This is a genomic window from Micromonospora desertarenae, from assembly GCF_056150265.1.
Map to the genome: position 1 here is coordinate 263816 of NZ_JAXCFQ010000004.1, position 23851 is coordinate 287666.

Below are 23851 nucleotides of genomic sequence, written 5' to 3' on the forward strand. Positions count from 1 at the left end.
TCGTCCGGTGACCGAACGTGTCACCACAATCCTGTTACACCCTCTGGTTTCTTGAGTCCACAGCTGTAACACTTGACCTCATGTATGGCAACGACTTCTCCGCCGAGGACGCGCCCGGCGGTGGTCTGCTCGGCGAGGTCGAGGCGGCCGAGGCGGCGCTGCGGGCGGCCGCCGAGCGCGGGCGGCGCGGCGGGCCCGCGCCGGACGAGGACCTGGCGGCGTACTTCGCCGCGGTCGTCGACGCCGACCAGAAGATCGAGCCACGCGACTGGATGCCCGAGGCGTACCGGAAGACGCTGATCCGGCAGATCGCCCAGCACGCCCATTCCGAGATCATCGGCATGCAGCCGGAGGGGAACTGGATCAGCCGGGCGCCGTCGCTCAAGCGCAAGGCGATCCTGCTCGCCAAGGTGCAGGACGAGGCCGGCCACGGCCTCTACCTCTACGCCGCCGCGGAGACCCTCGGGGTGAGCCGGGAGGAACTGGTCGACCTCCTGCTCAGCGGCCGGCAGAAGTACAGCTCGATCTTCAACTACCCGACCCTCACCTGGGCCGACGTGGGGGCCATCGGCTGGCTGGTGGACGGCGCCGCGATCGTCAACCAGGTCCCGCTGTGCCGCTGCTCCTACGGCCCGTACGCCCGGGCGATGATCCGGGTCTGCAAGGAGGAGTCGTTCCACCAGCGGCAGGGCTACGAGATCCTGCACACCCTGGCCCACGGCACCCCGGCCCAGCAGGCGATGGCCCAGGACGCGGTCGACCGCTGGTGGTACCCGTCGCTGGCCATGTTCGGCCCGCCGGACACCGACTCCACCCACTCGGCGCAGTCCATGGCCTGGAAGATCAAGCGCTTCTCCAACGACGAGCTGCGCCAGCGCTTCGTCGACATGTGCGTGCAGCAGGCCGAGGTCCTCGGGCTCACCATCCCCGACCCCGACCTGCGCTGGAACGACGAGCGGCAGTCGTACGACTTCACCCAGCCGGACTACGCCGAGCTGATGCGGGTGATCTCCGGCGACGGGCCGTGCAACCGGCAGCGGATGGCGCACCGGCGGGCCGCGCACAGCGAGGGCGCGTGGGTCCGGGAGGCCGCCGCGGCGTACGCCGCCAAGCGGGCACAGCAGCAGAAGGAGAAGGTGGCCGCGTGAGCAAGGAACAAGCGCCGCTGTGGGAGGTTTTCGTCCGGGCCCGGCGCGGGCTGTCGCACACCCACGTGGGCAGCCTGCACGCGCCCGACGCCGAACTGGCCCTGCGCAACGCCCGGGACCTCTACACCCGCCGGCAGGAGGGGGTGTCGATCTGGGTGGTCCCGGCCGCCGCGATCACCGCGTCCAGCCCGGACGAGAAGGACGCCTTCTTCGATCCGGCCGCTGACAAGGTCTACCGCCACCCCACCTTCTACGAGGTGCCGGACGGGGTGGCCCACCTGTGAACGGCCCGTTCGACTTCACCCTCGCGCTCGGGGACGACGCGCTGATCGCGGCGCAGCGGCTCGCCGAGTGGACCACCCGCGCGCCGGAGATGGAAGAGGACATCGCGCTGGCCAACATCGCCCTCGACCAGCTCGGCGCGGCCCGGCTGCTGCTGACGTACGCGGGCGAGCTGGAGGGGGCCGGCCGGGACGAGGACGCGCTGGCGTTCCTCCGCGACGACCGCGAGTTCCGCAACTGCCTCCTGGTCGAGCTGCCCAACGGCGACTTCGCGGTGACCATGGCGAAGCTGCTCTTCCTCGCCGCCTACCAGCTGCCGCTCTACACCGCGCTGGCCGGCTGTGCCGACGAGCGGCTGGCCGCGATCGGTGCCAAGGCCCGCAAGGAGTCGGCCTACCACCTGGACCACAGCTCGCTCTGGGTGAAGCGGCTCGGCGACGGCACCGAGGAGTCGCACCGCCGGATGCAGGCGGCGGTGGACCAGGTCTGGCCGTACACCGCGGAACTCTTCGCGCCGGCGCCGGACGCCCCGGTCGATCCGGCGACGCTGCGCGGGCAGTTCGACGCCACCGTGGCGGCGGTGCTGGGCGAGGCCACGCTCACCCGCCCGGAGACCGGCTGGGCGCCGGCCGGCGGGCGGGACGGCGTGCACACCGAGCACCTGTCGTACCTGCTCGCCGAGATGCAGGTGCTGCACCGCGCCCACCCGGGGGCACGCTGGTGAGCGCGAGGAGTGCAGCGAAGCGGAGCCCCGCAGTCGCGAACGAAAGCTGGCCCCGGTGACCGACCCGAGGGAGGCCGTGGCGGCGGTGGTGGACCCGGAGATCCGGGTGGTCACCATCGACGAGCTGGGCATCCTGCGGGCGGTCGACGAGGACCCGGCCACCGGCCGGGTGGTGGTGACCATCACCCCCACCTACACCGGCTGCCCGGCGATGGACGTCATCCGGGCCGACATCCGGCGGGCGCTGGTCGCCGCCGGCCACCCGGACGCCGAGGTCCGCACCACCTACAGCCCGGCGTGGAGCACCGACTGGATCTCCGAGAGCGGGCGGGCCAAGCTCGCCGCCGCCGGCATCGCCCCGCCGGCCCCGGTGCGCCCGACCGGCGCCGTGCCGCTCACCCTGGCGGTCCGCTGCCCGCGCTGCGGGTCACCCGAAACCGAGCAGGTCAGCCGGTTCGGCTCGACCGCCTGCAAGGCGCTGTGGCGCTGCCGCTCCTGCACCGAACCCTTCGACCACCTGAAGGCGCTGTGACAGTCACCATCACCCGCCCGGTCCGCCGCCGGCCGGTCTTCCACCCGCTGCCGGTCGCCGCCGTCGACCGGCTCACCGACGACGCCGTGGCGATCACCTTCGCCGTGCCCGAGGAGCTACGGGAGACCTTCGCGTTCCGGGCCGGCCAGCACCTGACCGTACGGCGCACCGGCGAGGCCGGCGAGGACGTGCGGCGGTCGTACTCGATCTGCTCCACTCCGGACGACCTGGCCCGGCACGGCCGGCTGCGGATCGGGGTGCGGGAGATCCCCGGCGGCGCGTTCTCCGCGTTCGCCTGCGGCGCGCTGCGCGGCGGCGACACCGTCGAGGTGCTGCCCCCGCTCGGGCACTTCACCACGGCGTTCGACCCGGGCCGGGTGCGCCACTACGGCGCGGTGGTCGCCGGGTCCGGCATCACGCCGGTGCTCGCGCTGGTCGCGACCGCGCTCGCCGTCGAGCCGGCCAGCACCTTCACCCTGGTGTACGGCAACCGCACGGCGAACACGGTGATGTTCGCCGAGGAACTGGCCGACCTGAAGGACCGCTACCCGACCCGGCTGCACCTGGTGCACGTGCTCTCCCGGGAGCAGGGGGAGTCGCCGCTGCTCTCCGGCCGGATCGACGCCGACCGGCTGGGCCGGCTGCTGGACACCGTGGTGCCCGGCGACGCCATCGAGGAGTGGTTCCTCTGCGGCCCGTACGGCATGGTGGTGGACGCCAAGGCGGTGCTGACCGGGCGCGGGCTGCCGGAGTCGGCGGTGCACACCGAGTTGTTCCACGTCGACGCGCCGCCGGAGCCACCGCGCCGGGCCGCCGACGAGCCGGGCGCCGGCACCGAGGTGACCATCCTGCTGGACGGCCGTTCGTCGAGCTTCACCATGGGCCGGCACGAGCGGGTGCTGGACGCGGCCCTCAGGGTGCGCGGCGAGCTGCCGTACGCCTGCAAGGGCGGGGTCTGCTCGACCTGCCGGGCGAAGGTGGTCGACGGCGAGGTGACGATGGCCCGTAACTACGCCCTGGAGCCCGACGAGGTGGCCGCCGGCTACGTCCTGACCTGCCAGTCCAGCCCCACCACCGACACCCTCACGGTCGACTACGACGCGTGACGCCCACCCTCCCCGCGATCTTGCAGTTGTCGCCCCGACATCTGCCGCCATCCGGGCGAAACGAGGGCCCGAAGTGCAAGATCGCGGCGGGCGGGCGCGTGGGATGGGTGACACGGGGCGGGGCACCGTGGGGGAGAGGTATTCGGGGCGACGTAGGCTCGGGGGCGTGACGGTGAGCCGGGAGATCGACGACATCCTGCAGCGCGGCGCGGACGGCGGGCGGATCACGCCCGAGGAGGCCCTGCTGCTCTACACCGAGGCGCCCTTCCACGCGCTGGGCGAGGCGGCCGACGCGGTACGCCGGCGGCGCTACCCGGACAACATCGTCACGTACCTGATCGACCGCAACATCAACTACACCAACGTCTGCGTCACCGCGTGCAAGTTCTGCGCGTTCTACCGGGCCCCCAAGCACAAGGAGGGGTGGACCCACCCCACCGAGGAGATCCTGCGTCGCTGCGGCGAGGCGGTCGAGCTGGGCGCCACCCAGGTCATGCTCCAGGGCGGGCACCACCCGGACTACGGCGTGGAGTACTACGAGGAACTCTTCTCCTCGGTCAAGAAGGCGTACCCGCAGCTGGCGATCCACTCGATCGGCCCGAGCGAGATCCTGCACATGGCCAAGGTCTCCGGCGTCAGCCTGGACGAGGCGATCGCCCGGATCAAGGCGGCCGGCCTGGACTCGATCGCCGGCGCCGGCGCGGAGATGCTGCCCGAGCGGCCGCGCAAGGCGATCGCCCCGCTCAAGGAGTCCGGCGAGCGCTGGCTGGAGGTCATGGAGCTGGCCCACCGGCAGGGCCTGGAGTCGACCGCGACCATGATGATGGGCACCGGCGAGACGAACGCCGAGCGGATCGAGCACCTGCGCATGATCCGCGACGTGCAGGACCGCACCCGCGGCTTCCGGGCGTTCATCCCGTGGACGTACCAGCCGGAGAACAACCACCTCAAGGGCCGCACCCAGGCCACCACCCTGGAGTACCTGCGGCTGGTCGCGGTGTCCCGGCTGTTCTTCGAGACCGTGCCGCACCTGCAGGCGTCCTGGCTGACCACCGGCAAGGACGTCGGCCAGCTCGCCCTGCACATGGGCGTGGACGACCTGGGCTCGATCATGCTGGAGGAGAACGTCATCTCCTCCGCGGGCGCCCGGCACCGGTCCAACCTGCACGAGCTGATCGGGATGATCCGGGCGGCGGACCGGATCCCGGCCCAGCGGGACACCCTCTACAACCGGCTGGCGGTGCACCGGACCCCGGCCGACGACCCGACCGACGAGCGGGTGGTCTCGCACTTCTCCTCGATCGCCCTGCCCGGTGGCGGGGCCGGCCGGCAGTTGCCGCTGGTCGACGCCCGCTGACGGGCGGTTCACCGGGCCGTTCGGGCAGGCGGTGGTGTCCGTGCGGCACCGCCGCGTCGGACGGACGGCGTGCCGCTCGTCGCCGAGACGGTCGCCGATGGCCGGCCGGCGGCGTCCGGGACAGCGTGGGCGGGTGAGCGTGGCTATGGTGCGGCCTACCGATCATCCGGCCCACGGGGGAAACCTTCCATGACCTTCCGTAACCTGGCACGGCTCGGCGCGGCCGCCCTGCTCGCCTCGGGCGCGTTCGCCGCGCTCGGCGCTCCCGCGTACGCCGCGGACGCCGGCACCGACCTGTCGATCGACGTCGCCGGCACCCGCCTGGCCGCGGGCACCACCGACAAGCTCGGCTCCATCAAGCTCACCAACCGGGGCGAGGACACCCCGACCGGCGTAAAGATCAACATCGACGTCACCCAGCTCGACCTGGACAAGGTGACGCTCGCTCCGTTCGCCAAGGAGAAGTGCGCGGAGACCGGGTCCGCCGGCCGGCGGATCTGGGAGTGCGCCATCCACGACTTCGCCGTCCCGGAGCCGGGCGCCACGTCCGACCTGCCGCTGGTCGTGTTCCGCGCCGCCGAGGGGCTGAAGGAGGCGTACTCGGCGCCCGTCACGTTCACCGTGGTGGCGCCGGGCGACACCAACTCCGAGAACGACTCCAAGACCGTCCAGATCGAACTCACCACCGAGAACGGCGTCGACCTGGAGGTGTGGGCCCCGGACGTCGACGCCCAGTTGGCCTGGGAGCCCGGCGGCGAGCTGGAGCTGCTGAAGGACACGCTCAACCCGGGTGACGAGACCGTCGTCATCGCGGGCTTCGGCAACCAGGGCGACATGATCGCCGACGGCCTCGACTTCGTCGCGACCCTGCCGGCGGGGGTCACCTTCAGCGAGCGACTGAAGGGGTGCGAGGTGAGCGCCGACCGGCGCCGGGCGACCTGCGCGGCGGGCACCACCCGGCTCATGCCGGGCAAGACGGTGTACGGCGTCTTCGCGGTGAAGGTCGCCGCGGACGTGCCGGCGCCGGTGCTCCTCTCCGGGGGCACCGTGTCGGCGAGCTCCCGGGGCGCCCTGCCGGTGACCGACAAGAGCCTGGCCCGGGCGGCCGCCGGCGAGCTGCCGCCGTTCCTGACCACCACGAAGATCGACCTGGTCGAGGACATCGACCCGAGCGACAACAGCGACGACTTCACGGTGGAGGTGGCCGCCGTGACCGGCGGTGGGGGCGGTGGCGACGGTGGCCTGCCCCTCACCGGCCCGCAGGCCGGCCTGATCGGTGGTATCGGCGTCGCGGTGCTGGCCGTCGGTGGCACACTGTTCGTGCTGGCGCGGCGTCGCCGGGTGGTCCTGGTGATCCCGGGCGACGAGAAGCCGGCCGCCTGACGGGCGGATGCCCGGCGGTCCAGGCACGTCCTCCATCGGTCCACGAGGGCCGTTCACATATGACGCACGGCAGTGGGGGCGGGATGGGTGACCATCCCGCCCCCACTGTTCGTCCGTCCGGGCATCCCTGGTCGCGACTCGGACGGCGGCGCTGGCGTACGCCGCTCGATCTCCGATAGCGTCCGCTCGGTTCCGCAACCATCAGTTTCTTCCCTAACCCCGGGGGATCGATGACACCGTTCCACCGTTCCGCGCTGGCCCGTGCCGGCGTCGCAGCCCTGCTCGCGGCCGGCGGCGTGGCCGTCGCGGCCGCCCCGGCCCACGCCGCCGACCAGGCGGAGCTCCAGCTGATCCCGCTCAGCTACGAGCTGGCCAAGGGCGTCAAGGAGGCCAAGGCCAAGCCGTTCAAGTTCCAGGTCGCCAACACCAGCACCGTGGACGCCGAGGACGTCCGGGTCGTGGTGGACACCAAGGGCCTCAACCCGAAGAAGCCCAAGGTCGGCGTGGTGGTTCCCGAGGGCTGCGAGGTCGAGGGCAGCACGTTCAGCTGCCTGCTGGGCGACCTGACGGCCGGCACCACCGAGGACTTCGGCATCCCGATCTTCTCCACCGGCGGGCGCGGCGCCGCCGGCACGTTGAAGGTCACCATCAGCGCGGCCAACGCCGAGGGCGACAGCGTCGACCGCGACATCACCGTCGCCAAGCCCGGCTACGACCTCACCACCTGGGTGCAGGACGTCTACGCCGACGTGCAGGTGGACGGCGACGAGGCCGGCGAGACCGGGCTCAAGCCGGTCCGGCCGGGCGACACCGCGCCGCTGGACTGGGCGGTCTTCAACGACGGCAGCCGCAAGGCGACCGGGATCGCGTACGGCATCACGCTGCCGGCCGATGTGACCTTCGCCGAGCTGCCCGAGGGCTGCGTCGAGCAGACGCTGGGCGGCCTCGCCCACGCGTACTGCGAGGACTCCGGCGTGGTGCTGAAGCCGGGCCAGTACTACACCGCCGACGTGCGGGTCAGGCTCGGCGCGGACGTGACCGAGCCGGTGCTGCGCCCCGGCTTCCTCTTCGCCTCCGGTCTGGACGCCGCCGAGGGCGCGCCGGAGGAGGCGCCGCGGGTCGCTAGCGGGACGCAGCGCAAGGCCTTCACCGAGACCGACCAGGGTGACAACACCGCCCAGTTCGACGTGTTCGTCGACCTCACGGCGGGGCCGACCCCGACGCCGACGCCGACCGGCGGCCCGACGACCTCGCCGACCCCGGGCACCGGTGGCGGCGGCGGTGGCCTTCCGGTGACCGGTGTGCAGGCCGGCCTGATCGGCGGGATCGGCGCGGCCGTCCTGCTGGTCGGCGGCGCGCTGCTGCTGATCTCCCGGCGGCGCCGGGTGGTCCTGGTGGCGCCCGGCGACGAGAAGTCGACCGACTGACGGGTGAGACGGAACGGGCGGGGTGGGCGACCACCCCGCCCGTTCGCGTTCCCGCGCGGAGGCCGGCCCGGCGACGGCCGGCCCGACGGGCGACCCTGCGGCCGTCGGTGGCCGCCCGGCTGGCAGAGTGGAGGGGTGAGCCGTACCCCCCAGGGCCAGCGCGCCAGCCTGGACAAGCAGCCGCACGAGGTCGCCGCGATGTTCGACGGCGTGGCCGCGCGGTACGACCTGACCAACACCGTCCTCTCCTTCGGCCAGGACCGGTTCTGGCGCCGGGCGACCCGGGACGCGCTCGGGCTGCGACCCGGCGAGCGGGTGCTGGACGTCGGCGCCGGCACCGGTGTCTCCACCGAGGAACTGGCCCAGTCCGGGGCGTACGCGGTCGGGGCCGACCTGTCGCTCGGCATGCTCCACGCCGGCAAGCGCCGCCGCCCGCTGGTGCCGCTGGTGGCCGGGGACGCGCTGAAGCTGCCCTTCGCCGACGCCAGCTTCGACGCGGTGACCATCTCCTTCGCGCTGCGCAACGTGGTGGACACCGAGGCGGCGCTGCGCGAGCTGGCCCGGGTGACCCGGCCCGGTGGTCGGCTGGTGGTCTGCGAGTTCAGCCGGCCGGTCAACCCCGCGTTCCGCACGGTCTACCTGTCGTACCTGATGCGGTCGCTGCCGGCGGTGGCCCGCACGGTCTCCAGCAACCCGGACGCGTACGTCTACCTGGCCGAGTCGATCCAGGCCTGGCCCGACCAGGCGGCGCTGGCGGCGCGGATCGGTGCGGCCGGCTGGGGCAAGGTGGCCTGGCGCAACCTGACCGGCGGGATCGTCGCCCTGCACCGCGGCATCCGCCCCTGACGTGCGGTCCGCCCAGGCGGTTGATTTCGTGAATATCCGTCTTTAGTCCATTTTGTTACGTACGCTCGGCGGCATGAGACCCGAGCGGCCGGACGAGGTGGCAGCCACCGACGAGGACGCGGCCGAACTGATCGCCCAGCTCAAGGCGCTGGCCGGCGCCGATCCCGCCGACGTCCGCCAGGTGGTGGCCGAGGTGCTGGCCGCGCTCGACCGCGCCGCCGGTGGCGCGTTGCGCGAACACCTGCCGGAGACCATCCGGCACGACGCCGGCCTGGATCCGGCCAGCCCCGCCCGGCGCTGACAACGCCCCGCCGAGCGCGGATCGGCGGGGCGTTCCGCCCCTGGTGAACGCCTGTCAACCGGGTTTCCGGCAAGTTAGGTACCCCTCAGCGGGCGTCGGTGTTACCCCGGTCATAGACTCGCTCCCGACTGGCTTGTGAAGGAATTCACGAGCATGCGGGAGGAGGCGCGGATGACCGCGGTGGAGCTTGACGCCGACGTCATCGTCGTGGGCGCCGGTCCCGGTGGGTCGGCGACCGCGTACCACCTGGCTCGGCACGGCGTACGGGTGCTGCTGCTGGAGAAGACCGAGTTCCCCCGGGAGAAGGTCTGCGGGGACGGGTTGACCCCGCGCGCGGTGCGGCAGTTGGTCCGGATGGGTGTGGACACCTCGGAAGAGGCCGGCTGGCTGCACAACCGGGGGCTGCGGGTGATCGGTGGCGGGGTCCGGCTGGAGCTGGACTGGCCCGACCTGGCGAGCTTCCCCAACTACGGGCTGGTGCGCACCCGGCTCGACTTCGACGACCTGCTCGCCCAGCGGGCGGTCGCCGCCGGCGCGAAGCTGCGCACCAGCGTGAACGTCACCGGCCCGGTGCTCGACCCGGACGGCCGGGTGATCGGCGTCGAGGCGGAGGTGGGCCCGGACAAGGCCCCCGAGACGTTCCACGCGCCGCTGGTGGTCGCGGCCGACGGCGTCTCCGGCCGGTTCCCGCTCGCCCTCGGGCTGGCCAAGCGGGAGGACCGGCCGATCGGGGTGGCGGTGCGCCGCTACTACCGCTGCCCGGCCAAGCACGACGACAACTACCTGGAGTCCTGGCTGGAGCTGCGCAGCAAGGACAGCGGCGACAACCTGCTGCCGGGCTACGGCTGGATCTTCGGCCTCGGCGACGGCCGGGTCAACGTCGGCCTCGGCGTGCTCAACTCCTCGTCCGCCTTCGGCAAGACCAACTACCGGCGGCTGCTGACCGACTGGCTGGCCAACACGCCGGCCGACTGGGGCATGACCGACGAGTCCAACGCGGAGGGTCCGATCCTCGGCGCGGCGCTGCCGATGGGCTTCAACCGGGTGCCGCACTACACCCGCGGGGTGATGCTGGTCGGCGACTCCGGCGGCATGGTCAACCCGTTCAACGGCGAGGGCATCGCGTACGCGATGGAGTCCGGCGAGCTGGCCGCGGAGATCGCGGTGCAGGCCCTGGCCCGGCCGGCGGGCGCCGAGCGGGAGCGGGCGCTGAACGCGTACCCGACCGAGCTCAAGGCGCGGTTCGGCGGCTACTACCGGCTCGGCGGCATCTTCGTGAAGCTGATCGGCCGTCCGGAGATCATGCGGATGGCCACCAAGCACGGCATGCCGCACCCGATGCTGATGCGCTTCGTCCTCAAGCTGCTGGCCAACCTGACCGACCCGCGCGGCGGGGACGCGATGGACCGGGTCATCAACGCGATGACGAAGGTGGCACCCGCCGTGTGACCGCCGGATCCACGGTCGGTGACGATCGCCGGTCCGGCACCCAGAGATCGGCCCCCCGGCGCAGGTCGCCGGACGGGACGTGAATAGTGTGATTTTTGTCAAGCACCGAGGGCAGGGAAGGACGAGCAGGAGATAACGATGACGCTCTCGCCTTACGCACCGATCATCGGGCTCTTCGCCATCGCCGCGGCGTTCGCGCTGTTCTCCGTGGCGGCCGCCCGCTTCGCCGGCCCCCGGCGCTACAACAAGGCCAAGCTCGAGGCGTACGAGTGCGGCATCGAGCCCAGCCCCCAGCCGGTCGGCGGCGGGCGGTTCCCGATCAAGTTCTACCTGACGGCGATGCTCTTCATCGTCTTCGACATCGAGATCATCTTCCTCTACCCCTGGGCGGTCTCGTTCGACGCCCTGCCGATCTTCGGCTTCGTGGAGATGGTCCTGTTCATCGTCGCGGTCTTCGTCGCGTACGCCTACGTGTGGCGGCGCGGCGGCCTGGACTGGGACTGAGGGAGGAACCTCAGATGGGTATCGAGGAGAAGCTCCCCGCCGGTGTCCTGCTCACCTCGGTGGAGAAGCTGGTCAACTGGTCGCGGAAGTCGTCGGTCTGGGGTGCCACCTTCGGCCTGGCGTGCTGCGCGATCGAGATGATGGCGGCCGGCGGCCCGCACTACGACATGGGCCGCTGGGGCATGGAGGTCTTCCGCGCCTCGCCCCGGCAGGCCGACCTGATGATCGTGGCCGGCCGGCTGAGCCAGAAGATGGCCCCGGTGCTGCGCCAGATCTACGACCAGATGGCCGAGCCCCGCTGGGTCATCTCGATGGGCGTCTGCGCCAGCAGCGGCGGCATGTTCAACAACTACGCCATCGTGCAGGGCGTCGACCACATCGTCCCGGTCGACATGTACCTGCCCGGCTGCCCGCCCCGGCCCGAGATGCTCATCGACGCGGTGCTCAAGCTGCGCGAGAAGATCATGTACGAGCCGCTCGGCCCGAACGGCCGCAAGATGCTCGAGGCGCGCAAGGCCCGCGGTGACGTCCCGGTCGTCCCGTACGGCGCGATGCCCTCGTCGTACCGCAGCGACAAGGCCCGGCGGGCCGAGTGGACGCAGGCCGTCCGCGAGGGCCGCGAGGAGCAGCTGCGGATCGAGAACTGGATGAAGGCCCAGAACCACCTGCACCAGCACGGGGGTGTCCAGAAGTGACCGCACCCAACGACCGGATCGACGGCGGCGGCGTACCGGTGCCGACCACGCCGGCCGGCGCCAGCAGCACCGCACCCGCCGAGTACCCGCCGGCCAGCCCGGCCGGCCGCGGCATGTTCGGCAACCAGGGCACCGGCGACGTCTCCGGCTTCGGCGGCCTGGTCCGCCCGCGCCGCGCGATCGAGGACTCGCCCCGGCCGTACGGCGGCTACTTCGACGAGGTGCGCGACGCGCTGGAGGAGGCGTATCCGGCCTTCGCCGACGCGATCGAGAAGGTCGTGGTCGACCGGGGCGAGCTGACCCTGCACGTACGCCCCGAGCGGATCGCCGAGGTCTGCCAGGTGATGCGCGACGACCTGGCGCTGCGCTTCGAGCTCTGCTCGTCGGTGTCCGGGGTGGACTACCTGGGCGCCGACGCCCGCCGGCTGCACGTCGTCTACCAGCTCACCTCGATGACCTACCGCCGCACGGTGCGGCTGGAGGCCGCGGTCTCCGCCGAGGACCCGCACCTGCCCAGCGTCACGTCGGTCTACCCGACGGCCGACTGGCAGGAGCGCGAGGCGTACGACATGTTCGGCATCGTCTTCGACGGCCACCCCAACCTGACCCGGATCCTGATGCCGGACGACTGGGAGGGGCACCCGCAGCGCAAGGACTATCCGCTCGGCGGCGTGCCGGTGGAGTACAAGGGCGCCGAGATCCCGCCGCCGGACCGGAGGAGGTCGTACCAATGAGCACGTCCAACTACGCGACCGAGCGGGAGACCGCCGAGGGCAAGGTCTTCACCGTCACCGGTGGGGACTGGGACAACGTGGTCTCCGGCACCGACCCGATCAACGACGAGCGGATCGTCGTCAACATGGGTCCGCAGCACCCGTCCACGCACGGTGTGCTCCGGCTGATCCTCGAACTCGAGGGTGAGACGGTCCGCGAGGCCCGCTCGGTCGTCGGCTACCTGCACACCGGCATCGAGAAGAACCTCGAGTACCGCAACTGGGTCCAGGGCAGCACCTTCGTGACCCGGATGGACTACCTCTCGCCGATCTTCAACGAGACGGCGTACGCGCTGGCGGTGGAGAAGCTGCTCGGCATCTCCGACCAGGTCACCGAGCGGGCGACCACCATCCGGGTGCTGATGATGGAGCTGAACCGGATCTCCTCGCACCTGGTCTGGCTGGCCACCACCGGCATGGAGCTGGGCGCCATCAACATGATGTTGTACGGCTTCCGGGAGCGGGAGTACATCCTCGAGATCTTCGAGATGATCACCGGCCTGCGGATGAACCACGCGTACGTCCGGCCGGGCGGCGTGGCCCAGGACGTGCCGGACGAGGCCATCGTCAAGATCCGCGAGTTCCTGAAGCTGATGCCGAAGAAGCTCAAGGAGTACGAGAACCTCCTCTCCGGCCAGCCGATCTGGATCGAGCGGACCAAGAACGTGGCGGTGCTCGACGTGACCGGCTGCGTCGCGCTCGGCGTGACCGGGCCGGTGCTGCGCTCCGCCGGGCTGGCCTGGGACCTGCGCAAGACCATGCCGTACTGCGGCTACGAGACGTACGAGTTCGACGTCCCGACGCACACCGACGGCGACGTGTGGGGCCGCTACCTGGTCCGGCTGGCCGAGATCCGCGAGTCGCTCAAGCTGGTCGAGCAGGCGCTGGACCGGCTCAAGCCGGGCCCGGTGATGGTCGCCGACAAGAAGATCGCCTGGCCGGCCCAGCTGGCCATCGGCGTCGACGGCATGGGCAACTCGCTGGAGCACGTCGCGAAGATCATGGGTCAGTCGATGGAGTCGCTGATCCACCACTTCAAGCTCGTCACCGAGGGTTTCCGGGTGCCGCCGGGCCAGGTCTACGTGGGCATCGAGTCGCCCCGTGGCGAGCTGGGCGTGCACGCGGTCTCCGACGGTGGCACCCGGCCCTACCGGGTGCACTACCGGGAGCCGAGCTTCGTCAACCTCCAGGCCCTCCCGGCGATGGCCGAGGGCGGCCTGATCGCCGACGTGATCGCCGGCGGCGCCTCGCTGGACCCCGTGATGGGTGGTTGTGACCGATGACGACGACTTTCACCGAAGAGACCCGGGCGCGGGCCCGGGAGATCATCGCCCGCTACCCGGCGGACCGGTCCCGCTCGGCGCTGCTGCCGCTGCTGCACCTGGTGCAGTCCGAGGAGGGCTACGTCTCCCCGGCCGGCGTCGAGTTCTGCGCCGAGGTGCTCGGGCTGAACAAGGCCCAGGTCGGCGCGGTGGCCACCTTCTACACCATGTACAAGCGCCGGCCGACCGGCGACTACCTGGTGAGCGTCTGCACCAACACGATGTGCAACGTGCTCGGCGGCCAGGAGGTCTACGACACGCTGGCCGAGCACCTCGGCGTCGGGCACGACGAGACCACCGCCGACGGGAAGATCACCCTGGAGCACGCCGAGTGCCTGGCGGCCTGCGACTACGGCCCGGTGATGACCGTCAACTACGACTTCTTCGACAACGTGGACCCGCAGGCGGCCGTCGGGGTGGTCGACGAGCTGCGCGCCGGTGGCCGGCCGATGCCGACCCGGGGCGCCCGGCTCTGCACGCTCAAGGAGATGGCCGTCCAGCTCGCCGGCTTCGCCGACGAGCGGGAGGGCGCGGTCGCCGACGGCGGACCGGGCGAGCCGACCCTGCGCGGCCTGCGGCTGGCGCAGGAGCACGGCATCTCGGTGCCGGGCTTCGACCCGAACACGCCGATCCGGAGCAAGGCGGAGGCCGACGCGGCCGCCGCGAAGGCCAAGGCCAAGGCCGAGACCGAGAAGCCGGCCCCGGTGCCGGCGCGGGGCGGCGACGGCGCGTCCGCCCCGACCGGTACGGCCGGCAACGCGGGCGTCGGCGAGCCGGCCCGGCCGGAGCAGGCCACCGGCAGCACCGCCCGGGACGTCAAGGCACCGGACGACAAGTCGCCGGAGGTGCGGGCGGCCGAGACCCGGCAGCCGGACGCGGCGACCGCCGTGCCGGACGCCCCCGGCACCAAGGTCCCGGTGGACACCGCGCCCCCGGCGCCGCGCGACGCGCAGGAGGCCGAGGCCGCCGGCGCGGGGACCAACCCGCCCGCCGGTGACGGCAAGCCCGCCGGCGACGAGGCCGGGGCGCAGGAGCGCAACCTCAAGGAAGCGGAGGCTCAGAAGTGACGACGCCTCGACGGGAGACGCTGGCGAAGCTCACTCCCGTGCTCACCAAGCGCTGGCTGTCGCCGGACGCCTGGCGGATCGGCACCTACGAGAAGCTGGACGGCTACGCGGCGCTGCGCAAGGCGCTCAAGGCCCACCCGGACGACCTGATCCAGCTGGTCAAGGACTCCGGGCTGCGCGGTCGCGGCGGCGCCGGCTTCCCCACCGGCCTGAAGTGGGGGTTCATCCCGCAGGGCGACGGCAAGCCGCACTACCTGGTGGTGAACGCCGACGAGGGCGAGCCGGGCACCTGCAAGGACCTGCCGCTGATGACGCACGACCCGCACTCGCTGGTCGAGGGCGTGATCATCGCGTCGTACGCGATCCGGGCCAACCGCGCCTACATCTACATCCGGGGCGAGGCGGTGCACGCCGCGCGGCGGCTGCGCAACGCGGTCCAGGAGGCGTACGCCAAGGGCTACCTCGGCAAGAACATCCTCGGCTCGAAGTTCGACCTGGAGCTGGTGGTGCACTCCGGCGCCGGGGCGTACATCTGCGGCGAGGAGACCGCGCTGCTGGACTCGCTGGAGGGCTTCCGCGGCCAGCCCCGGCTGCGCCCGCCCTTCCCGGCCACCCACGGCCTGTACGCCAGCCCGACGGTGGTGAACAACGTCGGCACCATCGCCAGCGTGCCGTACATCGTGCTGGGCGGCGCCGACTGGTGGAAGACCATGGGCACGGAGAAGTCCTCCGGGCCGATGATCTACTCGCTCTCCGGCCGGATCGCCAACCCCGGCCAGTACGAGTGCTCGATGGGCATCACCCTGCGCGAGCTGCTGGAGCTGGCGGGTGGGATGCAGCCGGGGCACAACCTGAAGTTCTGGACCCCGGGCGGCTCGTCGACGCCGCTGCTCACCGCCGAGCACCTGGACGTGCCGCTGGACTTCGAGTCGGTGGCGGCGGCCGGGTCCATCCTCGGCACCACGGCCACCCAGATCTTCTCCGACCAGGACTGCCCGGTCTACGCGACCTACCGGTGGCTGGAGTTCTACCACCACGAGTCGTGCGGCAAGTGCACCCCGTGCCGCGAGGGCAACTACTGGATGGTCCGGGTCTACCGGCGGATCCTCTCCGGTCAGGGCACCTACGAGGACCTGGACACCCTGCTGGACACCTGCGACAACATCCTCGGCCGCTCGTTCTGCGGCCTGGGTGACGGCGCGACCAGCTCGGTGACCTCGTCGCTGAAGTACTTCAAGCAGGACTACCTCGACTACATCGAGGGTCGTACCGCGCCGAAGCTGTCGGACAAGCAGCTGGTGGGAGCCCACTAATGACCGACGTAGCCAAGCAGACCGAGACCGTCACGCTCACCATCGACGGGGTAGAGGTCACCGCCCCCAAGGGCGCGCTGCTGATCCGCGTCGCGGAGCAGATGGGGGTCGAGATCCCCCGGTTCTGCGACCACCCGCTGCTGGCCCCGGCCGGCGCGTGCCGGCAGTGCCTGGTCGAGGTGGAGGGCCAGCGCAAGCCGGTCGCCTCCTGCACCCAGACCGTCGCCGACGGCATGGTGGTCCGCACCCAGCTCACCTCCCCGGTCGCCAAGAAGGCGCAGGAGGGGGTCATGGAGCTGCTGCTGCTCAACCACCCGCTCGACTGCCCGATGTGCGACAAGGGCGGCGAGTGCCCGCTGCAGAACCAGGCGGTGTCCACCGGCCGCACCGACTCCCGGTTCCACGAGCACAAGCGGGAGTACGAGAAGCCGTTGGAGATCAGCACCCAGGTGCTGCTGGACCGGGAGCGCTGCGTGCTCTGCCAGCGGTGCACCCGGTTCTCCGAGGAGATCGCCGGCGACAAGTTCATCGACCTGATGAACCGGTCGTCCGCCGAGGAGATCAACATCTACCGGGACGACGCGTACGGCGCGGAGGACGGGGACGGCGACGTGCCGTTCAACTCGTACTTCTCCGGCAACACCGTGCAGATCTGCCCGGTCGGCGCGCTGACCGGCGCCCAGTACCGGTTCCGGGCCCGCCCGTTCGACCTGGTCTCCAGCCCGAGCGTGTGCGAGCACTGCTCGGCCGGCTGCGCCCAGCGCACCGACTGGCGGCGGGGCAAGGTGCTGCGCCGGCTGGCCGGCGACGACCCGGCGGTGAACGAGGAGTGGAACTGCGACAAGGGCCGGTGGGGCTTCCAGTACACCCGCGCCTTCGACCGGCTCACCACCCCGCTGGTGCGCGACGGGCGCACCGGTGAGCTGCGCGAGGCGTCCTGGAGCGAGGCGCTCACCGTCGCCGCCGAGGGGCTGCGCGCCGCCCGGGACGGCGGTCAGGGCACCGCGGTGCTCACCGGCGGCCGGCTGACCGTCGAGGACGCCTACGCGTACGCGAAGTTCGCTCGGGTCGCGCTGAACACCAACGACATCGACTTCCGGGCCCGGCCGGTCTCCCGCGAGGAGGCCGAGTTCCTGGCCAGCTCGGTCGCCGGGCGGACCGACGTCACCTACGCCGACGTGGAGAACGCGCCGGCCGTGGTGCTGGTCGGCCTCGAGCCGGAGGAGGAGTGCCCGATCCTCTTCCTGCGGCTGCGCAAGGCGTACCTGAAGAAGAAGCTGACGGTGTACGCGATCGCGCCGTTCGCCACGCGCGGCCTGGAGAAGCTCGGCGCCAAGCTGGCCCGGGTGGTGCCCGGCGAGGAGGCCAGCGTGCTCGCCGAGCACGCCACGGTCGCCGAGGCGCTGAGCGCCGAGGGCGCCATCCTGATCGTCGGCGAGCGGCTCGCCGAGGTGCCGGGCGGCCTCTCCGCGGCGGCCGACGTGGCCCGGCGTACCGGAGCGCGGCTGGCCTGGGTGCCGCGGCGCGCGGGTGACCGCGGCGCGGTCGACGCGGGCTGCCTGCCCAACCTGCTCCCCGGCGGCCGTCTGGTCACCGAGCCGGCCGCCCGGGCCGAGCTGGGCGAGGCGTGGGACATCGCGGCCGGGGTGATCCCCAGCCAGGCCGGCCGGGACACCGACGGCATCATCGCCGCGGCCGCCGCCGGCCAGCTCGGCGCGCTGGTGGTGGCCGGCGTCGACCCGGCCGACCTGGCCGACCCGCGACTGGCCGAGCAGGCGCTGGACACGGTGCCGTTCCTGGTCAGCCTGGAACTGCGCAACAGCGCGGTGGCCCGGCGGGCGGACGTGGTCTTCCCGGTCGCCCCGGTGGACGAGAAGGCCGGCAGCTTCCTGGACTGGGAGGGCCGGCTGCGCACCTTCGAGGCGGTGCTGCGGACCGCCGCGATGAACGACGGCCGGGTGCTGGACGCGCTGGCCGCGCAGCTCGACGTGCGACTGGGCACCGGTGACGTGCTCAGCGTCCGGCGCGAGCTGGGCGGGCTGCCGCCGACCCGGCTCGAGCGGCCGGCCGCCCCGGCGGTGGAGCCGGCCGCGGTGCCGACGCCCGGCGCCGGCGAGGCCGTGCTGGCGACCTGGCACCAGCTGATCGACCTGGGCAGCCTCACCGACGGCGACGAGCACCTCGCCGGCACCGCCCGCCCGCCGGTGGTCCGGCTGGGCAAGGGCACCGCCGAGGCGCTCGGCGTCGCCGACGGCGACCCGGTGACGGTGGGCACCGACCGCGGGGCGGTGACCCTGCCGGCGGCGATCACCGAGATGCCGGACGGCGTCGTCTGGCTGCCCACCAACTCACCCGGTTCGACCGTCCGGCGCAGCCTCGGCGCCAGCTCCGGCACGGTGGTCCGGATCTCGGCCGCGGCGGTGGCCGCGGACGCCGCCGGCCGCCCCGGCCCGCTCCTCAACGCAGGGGGTGCAATCCAGTGAACGCGGTCTACCTGGCGCAGGACCCGACGCTGGCCGACTTCGGCCGGGACCCGTGGTGGCTCGTCCTCGGCAAGGTCCTCTTCGCCTTCGTCTTCGCCGTGCTCGCCACGCTGCTCGGCGTCTGGTTCGAACGGCGGGTCGTGGGCCGGATGGCGGTGCGGCCCGGCCCCAACCAGGTCGGCCCGTTCGGTCTGCTGCAGACCCTCGCCGACGGCCTGAAGATGGCCTTCAAGGAGGACATCCTGCCGAAGGCGGCCGACAAGGTCGTCTACTTCTTCGCGCCGACCATCTCGGTGATCTGCGCGGTCACCGCGCTGTCGGTGGTGCCCTTCGGCCCGATGGTGAGCATCTTCGGCCACTGGACGCCGTTGCAGGTCACCGACGTGTCGGTGGCGGTGCTGGTGCTGCTGGCCTGCTCCTCGATGGGCATCTACGGCATCGTGCTCGGCGGCTGGGCCTCCGGCTCGACCTACCCGCTGCTCGGCGGCCTGCGCTCCAGCGCCCAGATGATCTCGTACGAGGTCGCCATGGGGCTGAGCATCGTGGCGGTGTTCATGACCGCCGGCACGATGTCGACCAGCGGGATCGTCGCCGCCCAGGGCGACGCCACCCGGCTGACCGTCTTCGGCACCGAGCTGCCGGCGCCCGGCTGGTACGCGATCCTGCTGCTGCCGAGCTTCGTCATCTTCTTCATCGCCACCGTCGGTGAGACCAACCGGGCGCCGTTCGACCTGCCCGAGGCCGAGTCCGAGCTGGTGGCCGGCTTCATGACCGAGTACAGCTCGCTGAAGTTCGCGCTCTTCATGCTCAGCGAGTACGTCTCGATGGTGACCATGTCCGCGGTCACCACCACGCTCTTCCTCGGCGGCTGGCGGGCGCCGTGGCCGATCACCCTCTGGGAGGGCGCCAACTCCGGTTGGTGGCCGATGCTGTGGTTCTTCGGCAAGGTGATCGCCCTGGTCTTCGTCTTCGTCTGGCTGCGGGGCACGCTGCCCCGGCTGCGCTACGACCAGTTCATGCGGTTCGGCTGGAAGGTGCTGCTGCCGATCAACCTGGTCTGGATCCTGGTGCTCGCCGGGCTGCGCTCGATCGAGGACTGGGACACCCAGGGCAAGCTGATCGCGGTCGGCATCCCGGCCGGTGTGCTGCTGGTCGCCACGCTGCTGTGGCCGAGCCGCAAGCCGCAGCCGAAGCCGACGCTCCAGGAACAGGTCAACAACCGGCCGCACGGCAGCTTCCCGCTGCCCCCGATGGACCTGCAGGTACCACCGAGCCCGCGCACCAGGCGCGTGGTCGCCGAGCGGGAGCCGGCCAACGTCGCGGCCGGCCCGGACTCCAGGGAGGTGTGACGTGGGCGCGATCACCGGAACGTTCAAGGGCTTCGGGGTCACCTTCTCGCACATGTTCAGGAAGGTCGTCACCACCGACTACCCGTTCAAGCCGCCGGTCTCGGCGCCGCGCTACCACGGGCGGCACATCCTCAACCGGCACCCGGACGGGCTGGAGAAGTGCATCGGGTGCGAGCTGTGCGCCTGGGCCTGCCCGGCGGACGCGATCTACGTCGAGGGTGGCGACAACACCGACGAGCAGCGGTTCTCGCCGGGTGAGCGGTACGCCAGCGTCTACCAGATCAACTACGCCCGGTGCATCTTCTGCGGCCTGTGCATCGAGGCCTGCCCGACCCGTTCGCTCACCATGAGCAACGAGTACGAGCTGGCCCGGGACAACCGGCAGGACCTGATCTTCACCAAGGAGCAGCTGCTCGCGCCGCTGCTGCCGGGCATGGAGCAGCCGCCGCACCCGATGCGGCTGGGCGACAGCGAGAAGGACTACTACGTCGGCGCGCTGGAGAACCCGGGCACCTCGGCCGGGGCCGAGCGCTCCCCGATGGGCCCCGGGCGGTACCGGGTGGAGGAGCACCCCGGCGTGACCTTCCCCGGCGCCGAGCAGCACGCCCAGCGGGCCACCGCGGGCAAGGGAGACGGAGCATGACCACGCAGACGGTGCTCGCCGCGGCGGGCTCGGTTTCCACTGGCGAGGCGGTCACCTTCTGGATCCTCGCCCCGCTGGCGCTGATCGGCGGGATCGGGATGGTCGCCGCGCGCAACGCCGTGCACTCGGCGCTCTGGCTGGTGCTGACCATGCTCTGCCTCGGCGTGTTCTACGTGCTCCAGGCCGGGCCGTTCATCGGCATGGTGCAGATCATCGTCTACACCGGCGCGATCATGATGCTGTTCCTCTTCGTGCTGATGCTGGTCGGCCGGGACGCGTCGGACTCGCTGATCGAGACGCTGCGCGGGCAGCGGACCGCGGCGCTGGTGCTGGCGCTCGGCTTCGCCGGCCTGGTCGGCACCGGCCTCTACCGGGGCCTGGACGGGGTCACCGCGGTCGGCCTGGCCGAGCCGAACGCCGAGGGCAACGTGCAGGGCATCGCCCGGCTGCTGTTCACCAAGTACGTCTTCGCCTTCGAGCTCACCTCGGCCCTGCTGATCACGGCGGCGGTGGGCGCGATGGTGCTGGCCCACGTCGAGCGGCGCAAGCAGGACAAGCTCGACCAGCCGGCGACCATGCAGGCCCGCTTCCGCCCGGGCAACTACCCGGGCCCGAAGCCCGGCCCCGGCGTCTTCGCCACCTCCTCCTCGGTGGCCACCCCGGCCCGGCTGCCGGACGGCCGGCTGACCGAGCGGAGCACCCCGGAGATCCTGCCGGTGCGCGAGCTGACCGCCGAGGAGACCGCGCTGAAGGGGACGGACCGGTGAGCGCGAGGAGTGAGCTTGCGAGCCCCGCAGTCGCGAACGAAAGGTTGGTTCGGTAATGGACGGGTTCTTCTCGGTCGAACCGAGCTACTACCTGGTGCTCGCCGCGGTGCTGTTCACCATCGGCGCGGCCGGGGTGCTGATCCGGCGCAACGCGATCGTGCTGTTCATGTGCGTCGAGTTAATGCTCAACGCGGCCAACCTGACGCTGGTCACCTTCAGCCGGATCAACGGTGACCTCAACGGCCAGATCATGGCGTTCTTCGTGATGGTGGTGGCGGCCGCGGAGGTCGTGGTCGGGCTCGCGATCATCATGTCGATCTTCCGGACCCGGCGCTCCGCGAGCGTCGACGACGCCAACCTGCTGAAGTACTGAGGGGCCTGCGGTGGTGGAGATTCTTGCGAACGCCCCGGCCGAGCCGGCCGGCGCCGTCACCTATGCGGCGGCGGACGGACTGCTGGGCAGCGTCTGGCTGCTGGTGGCCATCCCGCTGGTCAGCGCGGCGGTCCTGCTGCTGCTCGGCCGGCGGGCCGACCGCTGGGGGCACTGGCTCGGCGTGGCGGCCATCGGCGCCGCCTTCGTGCTCGGCCTGACCTACTTCTTCCAGCTGCGGGGCCTGGAGAACAAGTCGGTCGAGCTGAGCCTCTGGGACTTCATCACGGTCGGCGACCTGCGGGTGGACTTCGGTCTGCTCTTCGACCCGCTGGCCGCGGTCTTCGTCCTGCTGATCACCGGGGTGGGCTTCCTGATCCACCTCTACGCGGTCGAGTACATGGCCCACGACGCGGGCCGGCGGCGCTTCTTCGGGTACTTCAACCTGTTCGTCGCCGCCATGCTGCTGCTGGTGCTCGGCAACAACTACGTGATGCTCTACTTCGGCTGGGAGGGCGTCGGCCTGGCGTCGTACCTGCTGATCTCCTTCTGGTACGAGCGGCCGAGCGCGGCCACCGCCGGCAAGAAGGCGTTCCTGATGAACCGGGTCGGCGACGCCGGCCTGGCGATCGGCATCTTCATCATGTTCGCCACCCTCGGCACCACCCAGTACGACGAGGTCTTCACCGGGGTCGGTTCGCTGACCGCGACCACCGTGCTGGTGCTCGGCCTGCTGCTGCTGCTCGGCGCGACCGGCAAGTCCGGCCAGTTCCCGCTCCAGGCGTGGCTGCCGGACGCGATGGAGGGCCCGACCCCGGTGTCGGCTCTCATCCACGCCGCCACCATGGTCACCGCCGGCGTCTACCTGATCGCCCGGTCCAACCCGATCTTCTCGGCCAACTCGACGCTCCAGCTGGTGGTGGTCAGCGTCGGTGCGCTGACCCTGCTGATCGGCTGCGTCATCGGCGCGGCCAAGGACGACATCAAGCGGGTGCTGGCCTGGTCGACGGTGAGCCAGATCGGCTACATGTTCCTCGGCGTCGGGCTCGGTGGCGCGGCGTACGCGCTGGCCATCGTGCACCTGCTGGCGCACGGCTTCTTCAAGGCCAACATGTTCCTCGGCGCCGGCTCGGTCATGCACGGGATGAACGACCAGGTCGACATCCGCCGCTTCGGCGGGCTGTCGAGGTACATGAAGGTCACCTGGCTCACCTTCATGATGGGCTGGCTCGCCATCATCGGCATGTTCCCGTTCTCCGGCTTCTTCTCCAAGGAGCCGATCATCGTGGCCGCGTTCGAGCGGGAGGACTGGACGGCCTGGCTCTTCGGCATGGCCGCGCTGCTCGGCGCCGGGCTGACCGCGTTCTACATGACCCGGCTCTTCGTGCTCACCTTCCACGGGCCGAAGCGCTGGACCGAGGACATCGAGCACCCGCACGAGTCGCCGAAGCTGATGACCATCCCGCTGATCCTGCTCGCCGCGGGCTCGGTCGGGGCCGGCTTCCTGCTCGCCACCTCGGTGCCGGACTGGCTGGAGGCCACCGCCGGGCTGGGCGGCCAGGAGGAGGGGCACCACGCGGTGCTCTCGCACACCGTGATCACCGTGCTCTCGCTGCTGGTCACCGTGCTCGGCGCCGGGCTCGCCTGGTTCCTGTTCCGGGCCGGCACGGCCACCGAGCCGCAGCCGGCCGGGGTGCTGGTCACCGCCGCCCGGCGCAACCTCTACACCGACGCCTTCAACGAGGCGGTCTTCGAGAAGCCGGGCATCTTCCTCACCCGGGCGCTGGTCTACCTCGACAACCGGGGCGTGGACGGGCTGGTCAACGGCCTCGCCGCGGCGGTCGGCGGCGGCTCCGGCCGGCTCCGGCGGCTGCAGACCGGCTTCGTCCGGTCGTACGCCACCTCGATCCTGACCGGCGCGCTGCTGGTGCTGGCGGCCTTCCTGGCCGTCGAGGCGGGGTGGCTGGCGTGATCGACCTCTTCCAGGCGGCCGTCACCGGCGGACCGCGC

23 protein-coding genes are annotated in these 23851 nt (G+C 71.7%); all 23 read left to right on the plus strand.

All coding sequences use genetic code 11. From position 1 onward, the window contains the following. Positions 1–80 precede the first annotated feature (80 nt). The 23 genes from paaA (at position 81) to nuoL (ending at position 23813) form a co-directional block, all read left to right on the plus strand. Positions 81–1148, plus strand: coding sequence for a 1,2-phenylacetyl-CoA epoxidase subunit PaaA (paaA, locus tag SM577_RS09995; RefSeq protein WP_474586751.1), 1068 nt, complete (start codon positions 81–83; stop codon positions 1146–1148). Next, positions 1145–1432 (plus strand): 1,2-phenylacetyl-CoA epoxidase subunit PaaB, encoded by a 288-nt coding sequence (gene paaB / locus SM577_RS10000; protein ID WP_088997011.1) that lies wholly within the window; start codon positions 1145–1147, stop codon positions 1430–1432. The genes paaA and paaB overlap by 4 nt, the downstream gene beginning before the upstream one ends. Beyond that, on the plus strand, positions 1429–2154 hold the full coding sequence (paaC, locus tag SM577_RS10005; RefSeq protein WP_302918638.1) for a 1,2-phenylacetyl-CoA epoxidase subunit PaaC: 726 nt from the start codon (positions 1429–1431) through the stop codon (positions 2152–2154). Before paaB ends, paaC begins: the two co-directional genes overlap by 4 nt. A gap of 55 nt (positions 2155–2209) precedes the next feature. Continuing rightward, positions 2210–2686 (plus strand): 1,2-phenylacetyl-CoA epoxidase subunit PaaD, encoded by a 477-nt coding sequence (paaD, locus tag SM577_RS10010; protein ID WP_302918637.1) that lies wholly within the window; start codon positions 2210–2212, stop codon positions 2684–2686. After that, positions 2683–3792, plus strand: a complete 1110-nt coding sequence (gene paaE, locus SM577_RS10015) for a 1,2-phenylacetyl-CoA epoxidase subunit PaaE (RefSeq protein ID WP_302918636.1) — start codon at positions 2683–2685, stop codon at positions 3790–3792. Before paaD ends, paaE begins: the two co-directional genes overlap by 4 nt. A gap of 166 nt (positions 3793–3958) precedes the next feature. Next, a complete protein-coding gene (gene mqnC / locus SM577_RS10020; protein WP_302918635.1) occupies positions 3959–5149 on the plus strand; it encodes a cyclic dehypoxanthinyl futalosine synthase in 1191 nt (396 codons plus the stop codon). A 189-nt stretch (positions 5150–5338) separates the two neighbouring features. Continuing rightward, complete coding sequence (locus SM577_RS10025) at positions 5339–6532, plus strand: LPXTG cell wall anchor domain-containing protein (protein ID WP_474586752.1); 1194 nt, start codon at positions 5339–5341, stop codon at positions 6530–6532. A gap of 230 nt (positions 6533–6762) precedes the next feature. Next, the gene (locus SM577_RS10030) at positions 6763–7959 is read left to right on the plus strand and encodes a cell wall anchor protein (RefSeq protein WP_474586753.1); all 1197 of its coding nucleotides are present in this window, start codon (positions 6763–6765) and stop codon (positions 7957–7959) included. A 135-nt stretch (positions 7960–8094) separates the two neighbouring features. Further along, positions 8095–8805, plus strand: coding sequence for a demethylmenaquinone methyltransferase (locus SM577_RS10035; protein WP_474582566.1), 711 nt, complete (start codon positions 8095–8097; stop codon positions 8803–8805). Positions 8806–8878: 73 nt separating this feature from the next. Next, positions 8879–9106 (plus strand): hypothetical protein, encoded by a 228-nt coding sequence (locus SM577_RS10040; RefSeq protein ID WP_302918631.1) that lies wholly within the window; start codon positions 8879–8881, stop codon positions 9104–9106. A gap of 171 nt (positions 9107–9277) precedes the next feature. Continuing rightward, positions 9278–10555, plus strand: coding sequence for a geranylgeranyl reductase family protein (locus tag SM577_RS10045; RefSeq protein WP_474586754.1), 1278 nt, complete (start codon positions 9278–9280; stop codon positions 10553–10555). 138 nt (positions 10556–10693) lie between these two features. Then, positions 10694–11059 (plus strand): NADH-quinone oxidoreductase subunit A, encoded by a 366-nt coding sequence (locus SM577_RS10050; RefSeq protein ID WP_088997021.1) that lies wholly within the window; start codon positions 10694–10696, stop codon positions 11057–11059. A gap of 14 nt (positions 11060–11073) precedes the next feature. After that, a complete protein-coding gene (locus SM577_RS10055) occupies positions 11074–11754 on the plus strand; it encodes a NuoB/complex I 20 kDa subunit family protein (RefSeq protein WP_302918629.1) in 681 nt (226 codons plus the stop codon). Next, the gene (locus tag SM577_RS10060) at positions 11751–12488 is read left to right on the plus strand and encodes an NADH-quinone oxidoreductase subunit C (RefSeq protein ID WP_302918628.1); all 738 of its coding nucleotides are present in this window, start codon (positions 11751–11753) and stop codon (positions 12486–12488) included. The genes SM577_RS10055 and SM577_RS10060 overlap by 4 nt, the downstream gene beginning before the upstream one ends. After that, positions 12485–13810, plus strand: coding sequence for an NADH-quinone oxidoreductase subunit D (locus SM577_RS10065; RefSeq protein WP_302918627.1), 1326 nt, complete (start codon positions 12485–12487; stop codon positions 13808–13810). Before SM577_RS10060 ends, SM577_RS10065 begins: the two co-directional genes overlap by 4 nt. Then, the gene (gene nuoE, locus SM577_RS10070) at positions 13807–14916 is read left to right on the plus strand and encodes an NADH-quinone oxidoreductase subunit NuoE (protein ID WP_302918626.1); all 1110 of its coding nucleotides are present in this window, start codon (positions 13807–13809) and stop codon (positions 14914–14916) included. Before SM577_RS10065 ends, nuoE begins: the two co-directional genes overlap by 4 nt. Then, complete coding sequence (gene nuoF, locus SM577_RS10075; protein WP_474582564.1) at positions 14913–16229, plus strand: NADH-quinone oxidoreductase subunit NuoF; 1317 nt, start codon at positions 14913–14915, stop codon at positions 16227–16229. Before nuoE ends, nuoF begins: the two co-directional genes overlap by 4 nt. Then, complete coding sequence (locus SM577_RS10080) at positions 16229–18712, plus strand: NADH-quinone oxidoreductase subunit G (protein WP_474586755.1); 2484 nt, start codon at positions 16229–16231, stop codon at positions 18710–18712. Before nuoF ends, SM577_RS10080 begins: the two co-directional genes overlap by 1 nt. Then, positions 18709–20061: an NADH-quinone oxidoreductase subunit NuoH gene (nuoH, locus tag SM577_RS10085; protein ID WP_302918623.1), complete on the plus strand. Its 1353-nt coding sequence runs from the start codon at positions 18709–18711 to the stop codon at positions 20059–20061. Before SM577_RS10080 ends, nuoH begins: the two co-directional genes overlap by 4 nt. Before the next feature lies 1 nt (position 20062). Next, positions 20063–20704, plus strand: coding sequence for an NADH-quinone oxidoreductase subunit NuoI (gene nuoI, locus SM577_RS10090; protein WP_088997029.1), 642 nt, complete (start codon positions 20063–20065; stop codon positions 20702–20704). Next, the gene (locus SM577_RS10095; RefSeq protein WP_474586756.1) at positions 20701–21471 is read left to right on the plus strand and encodes an NADH-quinone oxidoreductase subunit J; all 771 of its coding nucleotides are present in this window, start codon (positions 20701–20703) and stop codon (positions 21469–21471) included. Before nuoI ends, SM577_RS10095 begins: the two co-directional genes overlap by 4 nt. Positions 21472–21526: 55 nt before the next feature. Further along, positions 21527–21844 carry an NADH-quinone oxidoreductase subunit NuoK gene (gene nuoK, locus SM577_RS10100; RefSeq protein WP_302918621.1) on the plus strand — a complete coding sequence of 106 codons (318 nt, stop codon included), beginning with the start codon at positions 21527–21529 and terminating at the stop codon, positions 21842–21844. A gap of 13 nt (positions 21845–21857) precedes the next feature. Then, a complete protein-coding gene (nuoL, locus tag SM577_RS10105; protein WP_474582582.1) occupies positions 21858–23813 on the plus strand; it encodes an NADH-quinone oxidoreductase subunit L in 1956 nt (651 codons plus the stop codon). The last annotated feature ends 38 nt before the right edge of the window (positions 23814–23851 follow it).